This window comes from Thalassotalea algicola (assembly GCF_012932965.1).
GTDB lineage: Bacteria > Pseudomonadota > Gammaproteobacteria > Enterobacterales > Alteromonadaceae > Thalassotalea_F > Thalassotalea_F algicola.
Map to the genome: position 1 here is coordinate 349,376 of NZ_JABBXH010000001.1, position 18,785 is coordinate 368,160.

The following is an 18,785-nucleotide window of genomic DNA, read 5'->3' on the forward strand; positions in this document are numbered from 1 at the left end:
TGAGTGTGTTCTGGATGGAGTTTATTATAAAGTCATACCTTAGCGCACGGATTTCTCATTAGTGGCATCAGAAAATTTTAAAAAACTTGTTCGCACCAGCTTATTTGCAGTACTTTCTGCGAGTTTACTATACGGTTGTTCTAGCCCAACACCTAAAGTTAGCAAGCAAATAGAAGCACCTAAACCTGTTGCCCAACAACAGTTATTAACGGCACAAGATTACACAGAGCTAAGTAAAACACTTGAACCTAAGGAAGCGAAAGCAGCGCTTCTTAAAGCGTGCGAGTTATATATTGCTGAAGATGACGCGCTAAAGGCTCTTTGGTTAGCCAACCATTTACAACCTTTATTGGTCAACCCAACTGATATTTATAACGCCCGCTTACTTAAAGCAGAAGCCTTAAATAAGCTTAACCATCCAAAACTAGCTATTGAGCAGCTAGCGTTGGTTAATGAATTGAATATCAAACACAGTAAACATTACTACCAGTTGCTGAGTAATGCTCATAAAAACAATGGTTTTCCTGTACTCAGTTTACAGGCAAAACTTAACGCCTTTGCCATAAACCTTGATGCAGCAGAGGAAGATATTGACGATATATGGCAATCATTTGTTCAATTATCGCCGCAACAGCTATCGGCATTTGGTCAACTTGACGCACCTTTTATTCAAGGCTGGCTAAGACTAATTCAATTTGCGAATCAATTTGGTGCAAATAACGAGCAACTTTCTCGATATTTAAAACAATGGCAACATCAGTTTCCAACTCATCCAGCTAATACTATAGCAATGCAATTGCAAAGCTCACTGGAATTAAGCCAAGAGGAAACAGTCAGCACATTAAGTCGTGCTTCAAATATTGCGGTCATCCTTCCACTTACCGGCAAACAACAAGCGGCTGGAAACGCTGCACAACAGGGGATATTGGCGGCCTACGCGAATAATGCCACTGGTAACTTGCATTTTATCGACTCAGAAAAGCTCGACTGGGCAACCTTAACTGAACAACTTAATAGCAATAATATTGACTTTGTTATTGGCCCATTGCTAAGAGAGCGAGTAAAGCAATATAAAGCGTTGCCAGAACTTTCAGTTCCGACATTATTTTTAAACATCCCAGCAGATCAATTATTAGCGCAGCATCAATATGCCATTTCGATGCGTCCTGAAGATGAAGCTACGCAAGCGGCGGCGACATTGTCGAACAAGCAATATAAAATGCCAATAGTACTCGCCTATCAAGATGCCGTAAGCCAACGAATAGCTGATGCATTTATTGAAGAATGGCAACGAGTTACCGGTTACTTACCTAATAAAATGGCATTTACTAAAGGTAAAAAAATGCAGGTAATGCTTAAATCAGCATTAGGTGTCGAACAAAGCCAAGAGCGCATTAATGATATTAATCGCCGGATTAAACAAACTATCAAAGCTGACACGCGTAATAGGCGTGATATCGACATGATTTATATCGTCGGCTCACCAACACAAACAAGACTGTTAAAGCCATATATAGATGTCAGTATTAGCCCATTTGCCGACGCTATACCCATGTACGCTAGTAGCCGCAGTCACAGTGCACGAATTGACGAAGGGGATACGCGTGATTTAGCAGGATTAAGCTTTAGTGAAATGCCTTGGTTGTTAAACAGTAAGCAACAAAATAAGCAGTTGGTGAATGCAAGTAAACATTTATTCCCTAACCGCAGTGATAGCTTACAGCGAATTTTCGCTATGGGTTATGACGCATTAGCATTAGTTGATAAAGTACAAGTAATGGCTAAAAGGCCTTATGCCAGACACTTTGGCCAAATAGGTACTCTCACCCTCAATGAGCAACAAATTTTAACTCGGAGTTTAATTTGGGGCCGCTACTTTACAGAGCGCGTAACAGAAATTGCAATGGATTAAAGGAATAACCACTAAGTTAATTGGTGACAAGGGCGAAGCACAAGCTGCCAAATTTTTACAAGAAAATAACTTGATTGTTATCGGCAAAAATTTTTCCAGTAAATTTGGCGAACTCGACTTAGTCTGTCAAGACCAAGAGGTTTACGTTTTTGTTGAAGTAAAATATCGCCAGTCAAGTCAATTTGGTGGTGCAATTTCAACGATTTCAAAAAAAAAGCAACAAAAACTGAAACTTTGTGCCTCTTTTTATTTCCAACAATTGGGGCTAAATGAATATAATACCCCTTGTCGATTTGATGTGGTCGCATTGCAAGGCAGTTTAGATAAACCACAAATAACCTGGCTGAAAAATGCCTTTTAAGGAGCCAACACTCTCATGTTAGAGCGTATAAAAAGTAACTTCACTGAAAGTATTCAAACCAAAATTGCGGCGAGTGAAGCATTAGCCGTACCGATTGAGCAAGCGGGAATGGTTATGGTGCAAGCCCTACTTAATGGCAAAAAAATATTAAGTTGCGGTAACGGTGGTTCAGCTGGCGATGCGCAGCACTTTTCATCAGAATTACTTAACCGCTATGAGACTGAACGTCCAAGTTTACCAGCAATAGCGTTAACTACTGACAGTTCTACAATAACCTCTATCGCCAATGACTATCATTACGATGAAGTATTTTCTAAGCAAGTTAGAGCACTTGGCAATGAAGGCGACGTGTTATTAGCGATTTCAACCAGTGGTAACTCAAAGAATGTCATTAAAGCCATTGAAGCTGCAGTAGCGCGTGATATGCCAATTATTGCATTAACTGGCCGTGATGGTGGCGATATAGCGGGTTTACTTGGTGAAAACGATGTAGAAATTCGTGTGCCTTCGCCACGTACAGCACGCATTCAAGAGGTTCACTTATTGGTTATCCATTGCCTTTGTGAAATTATCGACACGACACTATTTCCACAAACAGAGGATTAGCAGTGAAGCTTTCTAAACTTGCAACAACTTTAACTGCCGTGGCATTACTTCAAGGCTGTGTTGCTGCTGCCGTCGTTGGTGTGGTTGGCGGCGCAACGATGGCTGCAGACAAGCGAAGTGTTGGTGCCCAAATTGATGATCAGAAAATCGAATTTGACGCCTATGCCAAGTTAGCTAAACACCAAGGCGTAAATGAAAATACGAACTTACAAGTTACTAGCATGAATGGATCTATTTTGGTTGTAGGCCAAGCACCTAATAGCTTTTTGCGTGACGAAGCGATGAAAATCTTAAAGTCGATTGATGGCATAGTGCAAATTCATAACCAAATTAGAATTGGCAACACTGTATCTATTGGCACCAAAAGTAATGATGTATGGTTAACCTCAAAGGTGAAAACTGCATTATTTAAAAGCGATCAATTAGAAGCAACAAATATTAAAGTTGTCACCGAGAATGGTGAAGTTTTCTTAATGGGTCTCGTTAGTCAGCTAGAGGCTAACGAAGCGGTTGAAATAGCGCGTAATGTTAGCGGTGTGAACCGTGTTGTTAAAGCATTTGAATACCAGTAACAATTCATGATGTACAAAAAAACGCCACTTAACGTGGCGTTTTTTTATCTCTGCTGAATTTCGTTGATTGCTACTTTAAGCTCTCTCATCGCTTGTTTAGAAGACTCCTTAAAGTTGTCTAAACCATTAGGAGGCCACATTAACGATAATAGCTTTTTATCTAATGCTAATGTTTCACTATAAATTTTCTTTAATTTCGGTTTGTCACCAGCTGTTTTATCAATCTTAGCAGCAATTAAATCTAACGCACTCAAATACGTTTCTTTTGCTTGCATAACCGACTTTTTAGCCGCGGGCTCAACTAATCGTAACCAAACATCATCTAGTCGTTCACGGCCATACTTACTATTTAATAACGATTGTAAATAGTCGTTAGACTTTTCCGCGCTTTTATAACTTAATACCAATTGTTTTTTATAAAGCCACATCAATACACGTTGAATATCGCCATTCTCTTTAATAAATTCACGATCATTTTCGTTTAATTTATCCAAGGCTTTTAAATCTAGTTCTAACAGCGACTTCTCTTTAACCTGATTTGCTACAAATATGTCAGCTAAACCTTTGGTGATTGCAGCAAGTTGATAACCATTTAGCTGCTTATCTTCGAATGTATCAATAAACTTACGCGTATAGATTGACGCTAAGAAATATCGCTCAAAGCCTCTAAATGACATACCAGTATTATACGTTTCAATATGCTTAGGGGTTTGAATGAGCTTTTCTTGTAAGTGTTTTTTTGCAGTCAGCGCAGCAGCTTCGCTTTCGCGGATCTTAGCTTTAATTGCTTGCTGCTTAGATAAATATTTTTTTGCTAACGAGAAAGGTTCATAGTTAGGAGCAAAGGCAAATGCTCTTTCTAAGTCGCTTTCACTTAAGCCACTAAAGTTACGAGGATTGGCAATGAGTTGTTCAAGTAGTGGAAGTAAATATTCCTTTTCATCCAGTGCTAATTGATACTTCTCTGGCGCATACTGATATAACTCATCAATTAAGTGAATTTGTTGTTGCAGCTCTCCTGATTCTATCGCTTGTTGATAACTATCTTCAGTCATCGACAAGTTAATAGTATCGCAACCGCTAAGCACGATAAGACTTAGCATTACAGCAAGTAGTTTTTTCATGTATCCCTTTTTGAATTTTAAGTTAGCCTTGCCTACGTACAAGTTTAAGGGTGGCACAAAGCTCTGCTAATTCTGACTGTCATAATAATGATTATAGTGCTTACGATCATTTCATTATTTTTTTATTTATATTAATCACACTATAAAGTTCGCGGCATCATATAGAAAAAAAAAGCAAATGTTGAGCTTTTTAATAAAAATAATGTTGCAAAATATAAACCCGTTAGATAAAAAAAGCCTTGCATCTGCAAGGCTTTTTTTATCTATTTAATTTCAAACACCTACTATTCAGTAACAGCTTCTTCTTCACTTTCGACATTGCGATTTAAGAAAACTTCACGTAAGCGAGTATCAAGCTCATTAGCAATTTCAGCATTTTCACTTAAGAACTTAACTGCATTAGCCTTACCTTGACCAATCTTATCACCATTATAGCTATACCAAGCACCAGCCTTTTCAACCATTTTATTTTGTACGCCAAGATCAATTAACTCACCTAAGCTATTGATGCCTTCGCCATAAAGTATTTGGAATTCAACTTGTTTAAATGGAGGTGCAATCTTATTTTTAACTACTTTAACGCGGGTTTCGTTTCCTACAATTTCATCACCCTGCTTTACAGCGCCAATTCGGCGAATATCTAAACGTACTGAGGCGTAGAATTTAAGTGCATTACCACCCGTTGTTGTTTCAGGGTTACCGAACATTACACCTATCTTCATACGGATTTGGTTGATGAAAATAAGCATCGTATTAGACTGCTTTAGATTGGCAGTTAACTTACGCATTGCTTGAGACAACATACGTGCTTGCAAGCCCATGTGCGAGTCACCCATATCACCTTCAATTTCCGCTTTCGGTGTCAAGGCTGCAACTGAGTCAACGACGATAACATCAACGGCACCAGAGCGAGTTAACATGTCACAAATCTCTAATGCTTGCTCACCAGTGTCGGGTTGTGAAACAAGTAATTCATTAATATTAACACCTAGCTTTTCTGCGTAAATTGGGTCTAAAGCGTGCTCTGCATCTACGAAGGCACAAACTTTACCGTTACGCTGGGCTTCTGCGATTACTTCTAGTGTAAGCGTTGTTTTACCACTTGATTCAGGGCCAAAAATTTCAACCACACGACCCATTGGCAAACCGCCAGCACCTAACGCAATATCTAAGCCTAACGAGCCAGTAGAAATGGTTTCAACATCCATACTACGGTTTTCACCAAGCTTCATGATAGAACCTTTACCAAATTGGCGCTCAATTTGACCTAGTGCTGCCGATAGTGCTTTTTCTTTATTTGCGTCCATTTATCGCTCCGGAAAATATTTGACGAATCTTGTTAAGTTGGGAGTAAGTATACTGTCAATGCATACAGTATCAAGTATTTTTTTTCATTATTACTTATTAAAATATAATTGCACTTTCAAATTGTTGTTTTAAAAGGGTATTTTTATAGTTTATATTTTTCATTTATTTTAAACAGACATATAAAACAGTATTTATACAGTACTTTTTTGTTATTTAATTTGGCAAATTTTTACTGGTATTTATAAAAAATATGGCATAATGCGGCTTTGTTTTTTCCTTTAATAATAATAATTTTCTGCCATGACCAACACCACTGCTGACCATTCTTCTCATACGCCTATGATGCGTCAATATCTAAAAATAAAAGCAGAATTTCCGCATATTTTAGTGTTTTACCGAATGGGTGACTTTTATGAACTATTTTATGATGACGCAAAACGTGCTGCAGATTTATTAGATATTTCATTAACCGCTCGTGGTAAGTCAGGTGGCAATGCCATTCCAATGGCTGGCGTGCCGTATCATGCCGTCGATAATTATTTGGCAAAGCTAGTACAACTTGGTGAATCGGTTGCTATTTGTGAACAAATCGGTGATCCAGCCACAAGCAAAGGACCTGTAGAGCGCAAAGTTGTAAAAATAGTTACACCCGGCACAGTAAGTGATGAAGCGCTATTAACCGATCGCCAAGACAATTTAATTGTTGCTATTTCAGAAAGTAAATCAGGATTTGGCTTAGCTTACTTGGACATGACAAGTGGTCGCTTTGTATTAAATGAGCCACGCACGGTTGAACAACTTCAAGCAGAGCTACAACGTTTATCACCTGCCGAATTACTTTATCCAGAAAATTTTTCACAACCAGAATTATTAGACAACTACAAAGGGTTACGACGTCGCCCTGAGTGGGATTATGACTTTGAAACCGCCACCACTTTATTAAATAAACAATTTAATACCAAAGAACTCGTTGGTTTCGGAGTACAAGATTATACAAAAGGCATTACTGCCGCAGGGTGTTTATTAAATTATGTACAAGATAGCCAACGAACTGCCCTGCCGCATATTCGTTCTATTGTTGCGGAGTCTTCACAAAAAGGCGTGATTTTGGATGCCGCTACTCGCCGAAATTTAGAGTTAACGCATAATTTACAAGGCGGCACTGACAATACGCTGGCCGCTATTTTAGACAAATCATCTACCCCAATGGGCTCTCGATTACTTAAACGATGGCTGCATTTCCCGCTACGAGATTTAGATACGTTAAACGGCAGACAAGATGCTGTTGCCAGTATTTTAAATGATGATTTAACCCATGAGCTACAACCCATCCTAAAACAAGTTGGTGACGTTGAACGAATCGTCGCTCGTATTGCATTAAGGACTGCAAGGCCGCGTGATTTCGCTAGATTGAGACAAGCACTTGACCAGTTACCTTCACTTCAAGAAGTTATGGCCACAGCTAGTAATAACAAGCTTAAACCATTAGCGAACAACATGATGCCTATGGCAGACATGCATCAATTATTGAGTCATGCCATTATTGAAAACCCGCCAGTACTTATTCGAGATGGCGGAGTCATTGCCCCAGGTTATCACGCAGAATTAGACAAATTACGCGATTTAAGCCAAGGCGCAACTAACTTTTTGGAAGAAATTGAATCCCGAGAAAAAGAACACACAGGCATACCAACATTAAAAGTAGGCTATAACAAAGTACACGGCTTTTTTATAGAGGTGAGTAAAGCATCAGCGGGCCAAGTGCCTGATAACTACATTCGACGTCAAACACTAAAAAATAATGAACGCTATATCACCGAAGAACTAAAAGCACATGAAGAGACGGTGCTTACAGCACAAAGCCGTTTCTTAGCATTAGAAAAACGCTTGTACGACGAATTATTTGACCAAATATTGCCACATATCGAACAATTACAAACGCTGGCCGAAGCGGTTGCTGAACTAGATGTGTTAAGTACATTCGCAGAGCGTGCAGACACATTAAATTACGCTAAGCCGGTATTATCACAAAATAAAGGAATTGCAATAGAACAAGGCCGTCATCCAGTCGTTGAACAAGTGACCTGTGATGCCTTTATTGCTAACCCAGTGGTATTAGATACTAACCGTGAAATGCTTATTATTACAGGCCCAAATATGGGTGGTAAATCTACCTATATGCGTCAAACCGCACTAATCGTGTTACTTGCTCATATTGGTTGTTTTGTGCCAGCTGAGTCTGCTCAAATTGGACTTGTAGATCGGATATTTACTCGTATCGGTGCATCAGATGATTTAGCCAGCGGTCGCTCAACCTTTATGGTAGAAATGACCGAAACCGCAAATATTCTGCACAACGCCACAGATCGCAGCTTAGTACTGTTAGATGAAATAGGTCGCGGTACCAGTACCTATGATGGCTTATCTCTCGCTTGGTCGGTTGCCGAAATGCTCGCCTTAAATACTAAGGCCTTTGTGCTTTTCGCCAGCCATTATTTTGAATTAACGTTATTGGCGGAGCAAATTGAAACCTTGGCTAACGTTCATTTAGATGCCGTAGAGCATGATGACACAATAATCTTTATGCATGCCGTTCAAGAAGGAGCTGCTAGCAAGAGTTTTGGTTTACAAGTTGCACAACTTGCAGGCATTCCGAAACCCGTTATTCAACGAGCTAAACAACGCTTGTCTGAATTAGAAAGTCAACAAACGCCAACAGTTGCTACAGAACCAAATACCTTCGAACAACTTCAGTTGGTCGATGTTGAACATCCAGCAATTGAAACATTAAAGCAGGCGGATATTGATGACATGACACCAAAACAAGCTATGGATATGTTATATCAATTAAAAACCATGCTTTAATTTGCCAAACGTTTGTAAAGTCGCCTATGGTATTGCTAAAGCGAATATGAAATAAGTTTATGTCGATAAAATTACCTATCGTTATCTCAGCAGAGCAAAAAGTGTCAGAGCTTTTTGATCTATCCACTGGCATGCTCGAAAAGCTAGAAGCTTGGGCAAATTTCGAAACATTAAAAGCTAATTGGTATGGTGATGAAGATATAGAACTGAAATGTCAATTTACGCTAGTTAGCGCTGATACATTCCAGCAAAAATTTGCATCGCTTGATATGCCTGAATGGAAAATTGATAACGAAAACAATGCAGCGCTGAAATTCGGTGGCATTGAAGAGAAACAACACATTATTTTAGATATGGAAAATCAACACTACGGCGACATTGCAGATAAAAGCCGTTGGCTATCAAACGACATTCAACTTCAATTACAGATATTGTTAAGGCATTGGCTAAATCAAATTGCCCGCCAATATCAACTTGATGTCCTTGATGATTAATCCAGTAACCTATTTATTATGCAATCAAGTGTGACATTTTGTCGCACTTTTCGGGTTTATCGTTGCTAATCAATGTCCGGTACCGCAAACTGTATTCATCGGCAGCTTAACTGTTGCTGGCCAAGTAGCTGGACACTTACTTGGCAAAATTTCGCAAAATTTAGGCCTTTGCCTACCCTATAACGCCTTAGTGATTACTAGGGCGTTTTTTTAATTTTCGCTGCAAAGTTCTCCGGTGCATTGAAAGCTGTCTCGCCGCAGCCGAAATATTACCTTCATTGATTTTTAATACTTGTTGCAGATGTTCCCACTCTGCTTGTTCCGCTGATAATGGCTCGCTAGTATTATCACTACCAACTTTAGTACTTTTAGTCATGCCAATAGCAGTTAAAATAGTCGCAACATCCGCAGGCTTCGCGAGATAATCATCCGCGCCTAGTTTAATTGCATCAACCGCCGTAGCAATACTCGCATAACCAGTAAGTAAAACAATTCGAGCATCTGGCAAAACATTTCTAATTGGCGTAATTAAATTTAAGCCACTGTCACCGTCTAAATGCATATCAAGTAAAACTGCATCAGGTAAGTGTTTTCGAGTCATCAATAAAGCATCTGTCGAATTGCTCGCATGTTCAACTTGAAGCCCATGTTTAGCTAGGCGTCTACAAAGGGTTGTAGCAAACGCTTCATCATCTTCAACAATCAGCAACTTTGTCATACAGCCCCCTCTACAATTGGTATTGAGATATTGACTTGAGCGCCATCAGAATGGTTAGCAAGTTCCAGCTTGCCATTAATTCGTTCTAGGCTCGCATTACTTAATAATACTGAAATTCCTAACCCTTGTTCACTTGCTTGCGGATACGCGCCTAACTGTGACGTCTGCTCTGCTAAAAATCCTTTGCCAAAATCTTTAATTGCCAAACGCCAAGTTTCATCAACTATGCTAGTTGAAACATTAATTTGGTTTTTATCAGTATGTTTATTTGCCTCTACAGCATTATCAATAATGTTAACGATGGCAGGGATCAAAGCACCATCAGCTTCAATTACGGTTTCAGCGCATTCTGAAAGGAACTGAAATTTACATTGTGGATAGTTCAATTGGCAATGGTGTTTAATCTGTTTAAATAACTTTTCGCTACTTACCCGTTGTTTTTGATTGGTTTTAATTTGCTCAGTAGTTTGTCGAAATGCGTGTAAATTTTCACTACACCTTGCTACTTGTTTAACTAGATCTTCAATTACTTCTGGCTGATGTTCATCGCTTTCTTGTAATTCTTCGACAAGTAGGTTTATCGTTGCAAGTGGCGTTGCTAAATCATGAGTCACTTGTGCTGAAGCGACACCTAGTGCCATTATGCGTTCTTGTTTTAATTGCTCTTCACGATAGCGAGCTATAGTAGCCTCTCTTTGAGTTATCATCTGTGCTAACTGCCCAACAACTACCGAGACAACAAGTGCAGAAAACAGGAAGTTTATCCACATGCCAATAAAGTGTCCTTCCATATTGCCATGCATTACATGCATCGGCATCGCCCATAAAAGCAAACTATAAGTACCTACAGCGGCAACTGCTACTAATAGCATTCGCAAATATGATAACGAAACGGCCGCAATAGCTATTGGAATTAGTAGCAATGAAACAAAAGCATTGGTAGCGCCGCCACTAAAATATAAAAGGCAACCTAAAAATACGACGTCAGCAAGTAATTGTATAACAATATGCTTAGCGCCTTTTGTCGCCCTTAACTTATAAAACCAAAAACAGAGACCATTAAAAACAACTTCAATAGTAATAATGGTAAATAAAGGCACCCAAGGTAACTCATAACCTAATGCTAGATTTACAAATAACACTAAACCTAATTGGGTAACGATAGAAATTGCACGAAGCGCTAGGATTAACTCAAGCACTGACAAACGTTTTAAATTGGTAAGCATATGAAAATTAGATTCTTATTTAGTAAAATGACTATACCGAAAAACCAAGTAGCTCTCTATGGCTCTTTTAATTAGTAAGCTGCTTAGTTGCAATAAAGGCTCCTCTTAGTTCACCTAATTTGAAGCCAACTGCGACATCATTTGGATACTGTAAATTTAGAGCGCTTTTGACTTCAGGTTTTATATTGCTGCCGTGACAATTTAAACAAAGTTTTCCAGTTGGAATTGCCTTGGCAAATTTATAGACCTGTTTGCCATCGCTTTGCTGAATAATTTCACTGCTCATCAACTTTTTAGGTTTCACACCTTCAGCTAGTTGCTTTTCAAATTTGATGAGTTGCTTTCTCTGCCAATTATCCGCTGCATTATCTGTATTTCGAAGTTTTAAGCTAGTACGGCCAATAGTCCAACCATCTGTCGAGTATGAATGGGCAATATCATTTGCCACTTCTTGACAGATCCTCATGCCGTGCACTAAACCTCCTTGTTTAACACCAGCTTGTAAAGTAGATTTTAATTGTTTAGCAAATAGTTGAATCTTTTGTTTTGCCTCACCATTTAGCTGATGTTCAGTTTCTTGTTGTGATGTATTTGCAAACGATATCAATGGGAAAATTAGCGTAAAGAATAGCAAAAAGTGCAATGCTTTTTTCATTTAAGAACCCTCTAAATTATTTAGTTAACCTAGCCATAGAAAATCCAAAGATATAGATACTTTGGCAATAATCAGTTAGTCGATTGTCTAATACCGTCATAATTAATATTGACAATATCAATTAGCGGTAAGGGCTTGCTAAATAAGTACCCTTGACAACAATCGCAACTTTGCTGCGCCAACAAAGATAACTGCTCTTGTGTTTCCACTCCTTCAGCGACTGTTTTCAATTGTAAGCTATGGGCCAGTGCAATAATTCCAGACGCAATTTCTTCGTCTTTTACCTGCTCACAAACGTGTTGAATGAATGTTCTATCAATTTTCAAGGTATTAACCGGTAAGTCTTTTAAGTAACTAAAACTAGAATAACCAGTGCCAAAGTCATCAATTGCTACTGTTATTCCCATGTTTTGTAACGATTGTAGCAACTGTTTTTTCTCATCAATGTCATCCATAAGCATACTTTCCGTAATTTCTACTTCGATATTAGTCGGGCTTACCTGGTGTACCTCGCAACTTTCTTTCAAAGTTTTAACTAGTTCAGTATTACATAATTGTCTGGTGGATATGTTGATCGCCACCCTAATATTAGCGTGTGTATGTGCTATGAGGGTGTTTATATCTTTACAGACCTGCGTGATAACCCACTTCCCTATTTTATCAATAAGGCCCGTCGCCTCAGCCAGAGGTATAAATACAACGGGGGAAATATTTCCTTGTTCATCATCGTACCAACGGATTAACGCTTCAAAGCCAATCAAGCGTTTAGTTTTAATGTCAAACTGTGGCTGATAATGCAATTCAAAAGCACCTCGCTCTATTGCACTTTTCAATTTTTGCTCAAGCTTTAAGTTGGCAATAGCGTTATCATTAAGTGTCTTATCAAAAAACTTAAATGAATTCTTTCCAACCGCTTTTACGTGATACATCGCTAGATCAGCATATTTTAATAACGTTGAAAAATCTCTTGAGTCATCTGGAAGCAACGTAATGCCTATACTTACACTTACATTAACTTCATGACCTTGAATTATTGCAGGTTTAGTTATTTTCTCGATAATTTTTTCAGCAATTTGTCGTGCTTTGAGATCATTTTCAACATTCACCAGCAGTAAATTAAACTCATCACCACCGATACGAGATAGCATGTCGGTTGAGCGGATACAGCTAAGTATTCGTTGACTAATTTCAATCAGTAGCTCGTCACCTATATCATGACCTAACGAATCATTTATTCGCTTGAAGTTATCAATATCTATGTAAAAAACACCATAGGTTTCACCATTTCTAGCGCTATTTTCAATCGCTGATTCCAAATATTCCTTGAATAGACGTCGATTAGGAAGTTGAGTCAGCGCATCGTAATACGCATGACGCTCTACTTCTTTATGTGTATCCAATAATTTAGCGTGAACATATTGTAGTTGTTGAACGCCTGCCTTCACTCTAAATAAGATGTAGGCTATCAAGGGTAATCCTATCAGTACCGTTATTAATGTGGCTGCTTCAATAACAGAATCAACACGAGAAAACTCAATATAATGTTGTTCCGTACTATTACCTCTTTCATGTTGATGAAGCAGGTTTATTTGTCTTGCACTGTGCATTGCGCTATCCAAATAACGTCTTATTTCCTGTAATTCCCCTCGAGACAAATTTTCAATAACTTGATTGATTTGTTTATTCAAGCGTTTGACAGATTGTTGAAATTTCAATTGCTGATAACGTTGTTGTAGGAGGTTAATTTTATGAAGGATCCGCTTTAGTTGCTCTGCTTTTTTTTGCGGACTATCAATATGAATAGGCCGACCGTAATTAGCGGACAATTCAAATTTTAGGGCTTGTAAAGCTTCTGTTAAATTGAAAGTTTCAGCGATGCTTTTATCATAATAATTTAAAATAACATCCTGCTGTTGTCTTAGTTGTTGATTAAAACCATCAAGCACGAACAACACTATAGCAATGAATATGACCACCCCTATAGATAAGGCATATAACAATTTTAGCGTTGGATCTTTGGCAATCCCTGCCTCTTTTACATCCGACATATTTCTAATCTTCTTTCATTTCTATTAACATGAGAGCCTGTTTAAGCTCATCAAAATCTTCTATTGACGCAGGATAGAAAGCTTCTGCAGATTGCTTGCTTAAGATTGCTTTTCCAGTTTCAGTCTCTGATGTGATAGATAAAAAAGCGTCAATAATTTTTTGATTAAACTCTTCGTCAAAATTAGGTTGAATAGCCCAAACATAATCAGGGTATGGAGGTGATTGTCGAATCACCATCAGTTGCTTACCAATTGCGGGCTTGCTTGTTAGCATTGTCTCGTACACTTGGCTATTGAGCACGCCTGCTGCAACTTCCCTATTTACCACCATATTAATGGTTTCAGTATGAGAACCGCTAAATATAACACTTGAAAAAAATTCTTCAGGAGTTATTCCTTGTCGCTTCATATAAAAGCGCGGCATGATGTGACCAGAGGTAGATAAACTTGAACCAAAAGCGAAGCTTTTTCCTTTTAACATTCTTAAGTTTGTTAGTTCACTATCTCTTCTTACAATTAAATAACTTACAAAGTTTAAATCTATATTGCGCATAGCCAATGGAATTGCATTATTTTTGTTTGAGGCTTTAATAAAAGTAACCCCACCAAACAATGCCAAATCTATTTTGTTTTTTTCAAATTTATCGATGAAATCATCATAATTTGCTGGAATAACAACTTTATAATCAACCGCTAATTTGGCCGATATAAACGCTAACAGCGGTTGATGAACTTCCATTAATTGCTCAGGCTCACGATCTGGCAAAAGCCCAATAACAAGTTGTTTTGGCTGTTCAGCTTTTTTTGGAAGGGGGTTACAAGAAGCAACAGCGAACAATAACATCAGTAATGCTGCTAAAGCAGTCCATTTATAGAGCATTTACAAACTAATTTAAAATAATTATTTAATAAAATTATAGAATAAATATGAGAAAACGCGCTGAAAGTTTTACTATGGAACTGATGAATAGCATAGTCTTCAGTTGCCAATCGAAGGCTCAAGTATCTGACTAGTAAATTAAGTATATTAAATCAGATTCCAAATACTCATATTCTTTGAGTTACAAATATGAGCCTATAAAAACAAAACGCTTGCATAGCATCAAATTTTCCCTTCATATAATAAATACAACGAGAAGTTCTCTTTATTGATACTTCTGTTACCTATTTCCAAGAGAGAAGTGCATTGGCCCTTTTACAAAAACATGCCAGAACGTTTAGCTGGTTCATCACATTTATTACTGTGTGTTGCATAACAAGCTGCCAACCTAAATCAGATAATGATTTTAATATCGTATTAAGACTTAGCCATGTATTCGCGCCAAATGAAGAATTAACCCACTTTATGGATTTAGTTTCTGCGCGTATCAAGCAAAAAACAAATGGCGCTGTCGAAGTCCTTACATTTCCTCAAGGGCAAATTGCAGCATATAAAGACAGTGTAGAGATGGTCGTACGTGGCGCAAATTTCATCTCTGTTGAAGACCCTTCATATATCGGCGATTACGTACCTGAATTTACCGCCTTAGTTGGCCCAATGCTTTATGAGAACTATGATGAATACATTGCACTAATCAATACGCCTTTGGTTAAGAGCTGGGAAAAAAAGCTAGAAGAAAAAGGCATAAAAGTACTTTCTCTTCAGTATATCTTTGGTTTTCGAAATATCATTTCTGATCAAGTAATTAGACACCCTGATGACTTAAAAGGTATCAAACTAAGAACGCCAGGTAGTAAGTTATTCATTGAAACGCTTAACGCAATGGGCGCCACAGCAACACCATTACCTTGGGGAGAAACATTTAGCGCTGTCCAGCAAGGTGTCGTTGACGGGCTTGAAGGTTCAGAGTTCACTAATTTAGGCACAAAAGTCTATGAAACTGGCAAGAAAAACGTTGCTCTGACAAATCACTTTTTAGGCGTTTGTGGCGTCTATATATCTACTGAAGTTTGGCATACCATTCCTAAACAATATCAAGAGATAATCGAACAGGAGTTTGCGATTGGGGCAGATGAAATGGTCGATATGCTTAAGGCCAATCACGCTAAAGTTGTGAATGAATTAGAAGAGCATGGCGTAACATTCAACACGATTGACAGAAATGCCTTTAAAACCAAAACACGTCCATTATTTGAATCATTGCCAGGGGTTTCGCTGAAAATGTATGAGCAAATACAAACTGAGTTAGCAAAAATTAAAGGCAAGGCACCAGTCAATGAAATCCCATAGCAAGCTAGTTGCCAATATTGAAGAAGTACTTTGTGGCACTTTTTTAGTTGTCATGGTTGGTTTAGTTATCATTAACGTTTTCTTACGTTACTTAACTAATTATTCATTATTTTGGGCTGAAGAAGTCGCGACAATTTGTTTCGTGTGGGCCGTTTTTTTAGGAGCGAGTGCCACATACAAAAGAAAGCTAGATATCGGCATTGATCTTATTGTTAATCAATTATCTCAGCGTACTCAACAAAGTGTGAAGCTAATCGTATCTTGTATCTTATTAATACTAAACGTGTATATTTTTTATATTAGCATTGTTTTTTCAATAATCGCCTTTGAAAAACCAACCGCAGTATTGGGTATCAGTTCTTTTATTGTAAACGCTTCTCTAATTGTCAGTTTCGCCTTTATTAGTTGGCATAGTCTGCGTTTTTTAGCCGCCAATTTGCGCCAATTTAGCGATAATAGCGAGGCAAACGAATAATGGAATATATACCAATACTTCTTGTCTTTTTATTATATTTTACTGGTATTCCTATTGCCTATGCTTTGCTCGGTGCGGCTTTAAGTTACTTCGTATTTTTTGACTCTGGTATGCCAGCAGATCTTGTATTACAGCGATTCATAACCGCTACGGCATCGTTCCCTTTGTTAGCTATTCCATTCTTTATTATGGCGGGCTCAACAATGAACTATGCAGGTATAAGCAAAAAGCTAATGGAACTTGCACAAATGTTGACAGGCCATTTACCTGGAGGACTAGCACAGGTCAATGTAGTGCTAAGTACCATGATGGGCGGTATATCTGGCTCTGCAAATGCTGATGCAGCGATGCAAAGCAAAATGCTGGTTCCACAAATGCGCAGGCACGGTTACCCTGCTGCATTTTCTGCAGCGATTACTGCTGCTTCTTCAGCGATATCCCCGGTCATCCCGCCTGGAATCGTACTAATCATTTACGCATTAATTGCACAAGTGTCTGTGGCAAAAATGTTTGTTGCTGGCTATATTCCTGGTTTATTGATGGCTGGCTGTTTAATGCTAACGGTTGCGATAATCGCAAAGAAACGAGGCTATGCTGCTACGAGAAAAAAGAGGGCTTCGCTGCGCGAAGTAAGTGGACAATTTTTTGATTCATTGTGGGCGCTCGCATTACCATTTGGCATTATATTAGGATTACGTTTTGGGCTGTTCACGCCAACAGAAGCGGGTGCTATAGCCGTATTATTCTGTGTATTAATTGGTGCGTTTGTCTACAAAGAACTTACCCTTAGCCATATAAAGCCAATACTCCTCGACACTATATATGGCACAGGCTCCGTGGTGCTTATCATCGTTGCCGCTTCGGTATTTGGCTACTACTTAACTTGGGAGCAAATACCGCAAACCTTAACTCAACTATTGCTTGATTTTACTAATAACAAATACCTAATGTTAGCAACACTAAACATTCTACTTCTAGCGTTAGGAATGTTATTAGAAGGAGGAGCGGCAATGCTAATCATCGCTCCTTTAGTTGTGCCTATCGCCATGCAATTAGGTATCGATCCTATTCATTTTGGCATGATCATTATTGTTAACATTATGATAGGAGGAATTACTCCACCTTTTGGCTCAATGATGTTCACCACTTGTTCTATTACTAAAGTGCCTGTTACTGACTTTATTCAAGAGGTTTGGCCGTTTATATTGGCATTACTAATCGCTTTATTAGTTGTTACTTACTTACCAGACATTGTGCTGTTTCTACCTAACTTGATTTGATGAAGTTTAAGATTCTTATCGCATCAAAATCTAGACACAAAAAAACCAGCTAAATAGCTGGCTTATTGTGATTAATCTAATGAAAGATTAATGGTACCGGAGGCCGGACTTGAACCGGCACGCTTTTAACGGCGGGGGATTTTGAATCCCCTGTGTCTACCAATTCCACCACTCCGGCAACACATGCCTTTCGTTTATTACGAAAGTGACTGGCATTATACGAAAAGATTAAGGGTTATCAATCCTTTTTATATAGATAGCTCTTTGATTGACGATAAATCAACCAATCGAGTCAGCATTTTAGTCATTATTGCAGTGACTTTGAATTTAACAGCTCTGCCACGTTATACTAACGCCGATTTTAATCCAATGAATGCCTTTATGTCCGAACAAGATAATACGACTTTTGTTAAATATACCGAATTTCCGCGAGCAGGCTTTTTTCGCCGATTCGGTTCATGGGTTTATGATGTATTAATAGCGCTTGCTGTATACATGGTAGCAGGTGCGATTGGATTTGGTTTATTCGCGTTAGCTGCCAATATTGGACTCGTAGATACTAGCGGTCATGAGCACCTAATTGATGTAAAAGAAAGCTCCTACGTTTATCAAATACTGGTAGATGGCTGGTCGCTAGCTTGGGTTGCGTTTTTCTTCGTCTATTTTTGGGCACGAAGCGGCCAGACTATCGGAATGAAAGCGTGGCGATTACGAGTACAAAACTTAGATGGCAGTTTGATCACAAAGAAAACCGGTTTTAAGCGTATTTTCCCTACTTTATTTGGTTTTGGGAATATATTGGTGTTATTTGATCGTAAGAACCATTTAAGTTTGCAAGATAGGATGACAAAAACGGAAGTTATTGTGCTTTCACTTGATGCCAATAAATCTAAAATCTAATAAATAAGCGC

General features: G+C 38.4%; 17 protein-coding genes and 1 tRNA gene. 10 read left to right on the forward strand and 8 right to left on the reverse strand.

The genetic code is table 11. The annotated features are described in order from the left end of the window. Positions 1–61 precede the first annotated feature (61 nt). The 4 genes from HII17_RS01570 to dolP are packed head-to-tail and all read left to right on the forward strand — an operon-like array spanning position 62 to position 3,451. A complete protein-coding gene (locus HII17_RS01570; RefSeq protein WP_169073567.1) occupies positions 62–1,912 on the forward strand; it encodes a penicillin-binding protein activator in 1,851 nt (616 codons plus the stop codon). Continuing rightward, positions 1,899–2,273, forward strand: a complete 375-nt coding sequence (locus tag HII17_RS01575) for a YraN family protein (protein WP_211185218.1) — start codon at positions 1,899–1,901, stop codon at positions 2,271–2,273. Before HII17_RS01570 ends, HII17_RS01575 begins: the two co-directional genes overlap by 14 nt. Before the next feature lie 15 nt (positions 2,274–2,288). After that, positions 2,289–2,879: a phosphoheptose isomerase gene (locus HII17_RS01580; RefSeq protein WP_169073568.1), complete on the forward strand. Its 591-nt coding sequence runs from the start codon at positions 2,289–2,291 to the stop codon at positions 2,877–2,879. A 2-nt stretch (positions 2,880–2,881) separates the two neighbouring features. Then, positions 2,882–3,451, forward strand: coding sequence for a division/outer membrane stress-associated lipid-binding lipoprotein (gene dolP, locus HII17_RS01585; RefSeq protein WP_169073569.1), 570 nt, complete (start codon positions 2,882–2,884; stop codon positions 3,449–3,451). 44 nt (positions 3,452–3,495) lie between these two features. Here the strand turns inward: dolP and HII17_RS01590 are convergent, their stop codons facing one another. Together HII17_RS01590 and recA are read right to left on the reverse strand one after the other, a co-directional pair. Then, positions 3,496–4,575, reverse strand: coding sequence for a hypothetical protein (locus HII17_RS01590; protein ID WP_169073570.1), 1,080 nt, complete (start codon positions 4,573–4,575; stop codon positions 3,496–3,498). A gap of 284 nt (positions 4,576–4,859) precedes the next feature. Next, positions 4,860–5,882, reverse strand: coding sequence for a recombinase RecA (gene recA, locus HII17_RS01595; RefSeq protein WP_169073571.1), 1,023 nt, complete (start codon positions 5,880–5,882; stop codon positions 4,860–4,862). A gap of 301 nt (positions 5,883–6,183) precedes the next feature. Here recA and mutS point away from each other — a divergent pair, with 301 nt between their 5' ends. Further along, positions 6,184–8,748, forward strand: coding sequence for a DNA mismatch repair protein MutS (gene mutS / locus HII17_RS01600; protein ID WP_169073572.1), 2,565 nt, complete (start codon positions 6,184–6,186; stop codon positions 8,746–8,748). A 59-nt stretch (positions 8,749–8,807) separates the two neighbouring features. Next, positions 8,808–9,242: a hypothetical protein gene (locus HII17_RS01605; RefSeq protein WP_169073573.1), complete on the forward strand. Its 435-nt coding sequence runs from the start codon at positions 8,808–8,810 to the stop codon at positions 9,240–9,242. A 187-nt stretch (positions 9,243–9,429) separates the two neighbouring features. Here the strand turns inward: HII17_RS01605 and HII17_RS01610 are convergent, their stop codons facing one another. The 5 genes from HII17_RS01610 to phnD all read right to left on the reverse strand — a co-directional run bounded on the left by HII17_RS01610 (position 9,430) and on the right by phnD (position 14,769). Further along, on the reverse strand, positions 9,430–9,960 hold the full coding sequence (locus tag HII17_RS01610; protein ID WP_169073574.1) for a response regulator transcription factor: 531 nt from the start codon (positions 9,958–9,960) through the stop codon (positions 9,430–9,432). After that, on the reverse strand, positions 9,957–11,186 hold the full coding sequence (locus HII17_RS01615; protein WP_169073575.1) for a sensor histidine kinase: 1,230 nt from the start codon (positions 11,184–11,186) through the stop codon (positions 9,957–9,959). Before HII17_RS01615 ends, HII17_RS01610 begins: the two co-directional genes overlap by 4 nt. Positions 11,187–11,253: 67 nt before the next feature. Further along, positions 11,254–11,841 carry a Tll0287-like domain-containing protein gene (locus HII17_RS01620; protein WP_169073576.1) on the reverse strand — a complete coding sequence of 196 codons (588 nt, stop codon included), beginning with the start codon at positions 11,839–11,841 and terminating at the stop codon, positions 11,254–11,256. Between the two features lie 71 nt (positions 11,842–11,912). Beyond that, on the reverse strand, positions 11,913–13,889 hold the full coding sequence (locus HII17_RS01625; protein WP_169073577.1) for a putative bifunctional diguanylate cyclase/phosphodiesterase: 1,977 nt from the start codon (positions 13,887–13,889) through the stop codon (positions 11,913–11,915). Positions 13,890–13,893: 4 nt separating this feature from the next. Beyond that, the gene (phnD, locus tag HII17_RS01630) at positions 13,894–14,769 is read right to left on the reverse strand and encodes a phosphate/phosphite/phosphonate ABC transporter substrate-binding protein (RefSeq protein ID WP_169073578.1); all 876 of its coding nucleotides are present in this window, start codon (positions 14,767–14,769) and stop codon (positions 13,894–13,896) included. Between the two features lie 306 nt (positions 14,770–15,075). Here phnD and HII17_RS01635 point away from each other — a divergent pair, with 306 nt between their 5' ends. Genes HII17_RS01635 through HII17_RS01645 form a run of 3 tightly spaced genes read left to right on the forward strand, consistent with a single transcriptional unit; the run spans position 15,076 to position 17,874 of the window. Beyond that, positions 15,076–16,119 (forward strand): C4-dicarboxylate TRAP transporter substrate-binding protein, encoded by a 1,044-nt coding sequence (locus HII17_RS01635; protein ID WP_235938608.1) that lies wholly within the window; start codon positions 15,076–15,078, stop codon positions 16,117–16,119. After that, on the forward strand, positions 16,106–16,594 hold the full coding sequence (locus HII17_RS01640) for a TRAP transporter small permease (RefSeq protein WP_169073579.1): 489 nt from the start codon (positions 16,106–16,108) through the stop codon (positions 16,592–16,594). Before HII17_RS01635 ends, HII17_RS01640 begins: the two co-directional genes overlap by 14 nt. Then, positions 16,594–17,874: a TRAP transporter large permease gene (locus tag HII17_RS01645; RefSeq protein ID WP_169073580.1), complete on the forward strand. Its 1,281-nt coding sequence runs from the start codon at positions 16,594–16,596 to the stop codon at positions 17,872–17,874. The genes HII17_RS01640 and HII17_RS01645 overlap by 1 nt, the downstream gene beginning before the upstream one ends. Before the next feature lie 91 nt (positions 17,875–17,965). On the opposite strand, the gene HII17_RS01650 is transcribed toward HII17_RS01645, so the two are convergent. Further along, positions 17,966–18,052: transfer RNA gene (locus HII17_RS01650), tRNA-Leu, on the reverse strand. Positions 18,053–18,138: 86 nt separating this feature from the next. Here HII17_RS01650 and HII17_RS01655 point away from each other — a divergent pair. Next, positions 18,139–18,774 (forward strand): RDD family protein, encoded by a 636-nt coding sequence (locus HII17_RS01655; protein WP_235938609.1) that lies wholly within the window; start codon positions 18,139–18,141, stop codon positions 18,772–18,774. Positions 18,775–18,785 lie beyond the last annotated feature (11 nt).

Excerpts from the sequence above, each read along its gene's own strand:
- HII17_RS01625 (WP_169073577.1), bottom strand. The coding sequence starts at position 13,889 with ATGTCGGATGTAAAAGAGGCAGGGATTGCCAAAGATCCAACGCTAAAA.
- HII17_RS01620 (WP_169073576.1), bottom strand. The coding sequence starts at position 11,841 with ATGAAAAAAGCATTGCACTTTTTGCTATTCTTTACGCTAATTTTCCCA.
- mutS (WP_169073572.1), top strand. The coding sequence starts at position 6,184 with ATGACCAACACCACTGCTGACCATTCTTCTCATACGCCTATGATGCGT.
- HII17_RS01615 (WP_169073575.1), bottom strand. The coding sequence starts at position 11,186 with ATGCTTACCAATTTAAAACGTTTGTCAGTGCTTGAGTTAATCCTAGCG.
- HII17_RS01640 (WP_169073579.1), top strand. The coding sequence starts at position 16,106 with ATGAAATCCCATAGCAAGCTAGTTGCCAATATTGAAGAAGTACTTTGT.
- HII17_RS01605 (WP_169073573.1), top strand. The coding sequence starts at position 8,808 with ATGTCGATAAAATTACCTATCGTTATCTCAGCAGAGCAAAAAGTGTCA.
- HII17_RS01610 (WP_169073574.1), bottom strand. The coding sequence starts at position 9,960 with ATGACAAAGTTGCTGATTGTTGAAGATGATGAAGCGTTTGCTACAACC.
- phnD (WP_169073578.1), bottom strand. The coding sequence starts at position 14,769 with ATGCTCTATAAATGGACTGCTTTAGCAGCATTACTGATGTTATTGTTC.
- HII17_RS01580 (WP_169073568.1), top strand. The coding sequence starts at position 2,289 with ATGTTAGAGCGTATAAAAAGTAACTTCACTGAAAGTATTCAAACCAAA.
- HII17_RS01645 (WP_169073580.1), top strand. The coding sequence starts at position 16,594 with ATGGAATATATACCAATACTTCTTGTCTTTTTATTATATTTTACTGGT.
- HII17_RS01590 (WP_169073570.1), bottom strand. The coding sequence starts at position 4,575 with ATGAAAAAACTACTTGCTGTAATGCTAAGTCTTATCGTGCTTAGCGGT.
- recA (WP_169073571.1), bottom strand. The coding sequence starts at position 5,882 with ATGGACGCAAATAAAGAAAAAGCACTATCGGCAGCACTAGGTCAAATT.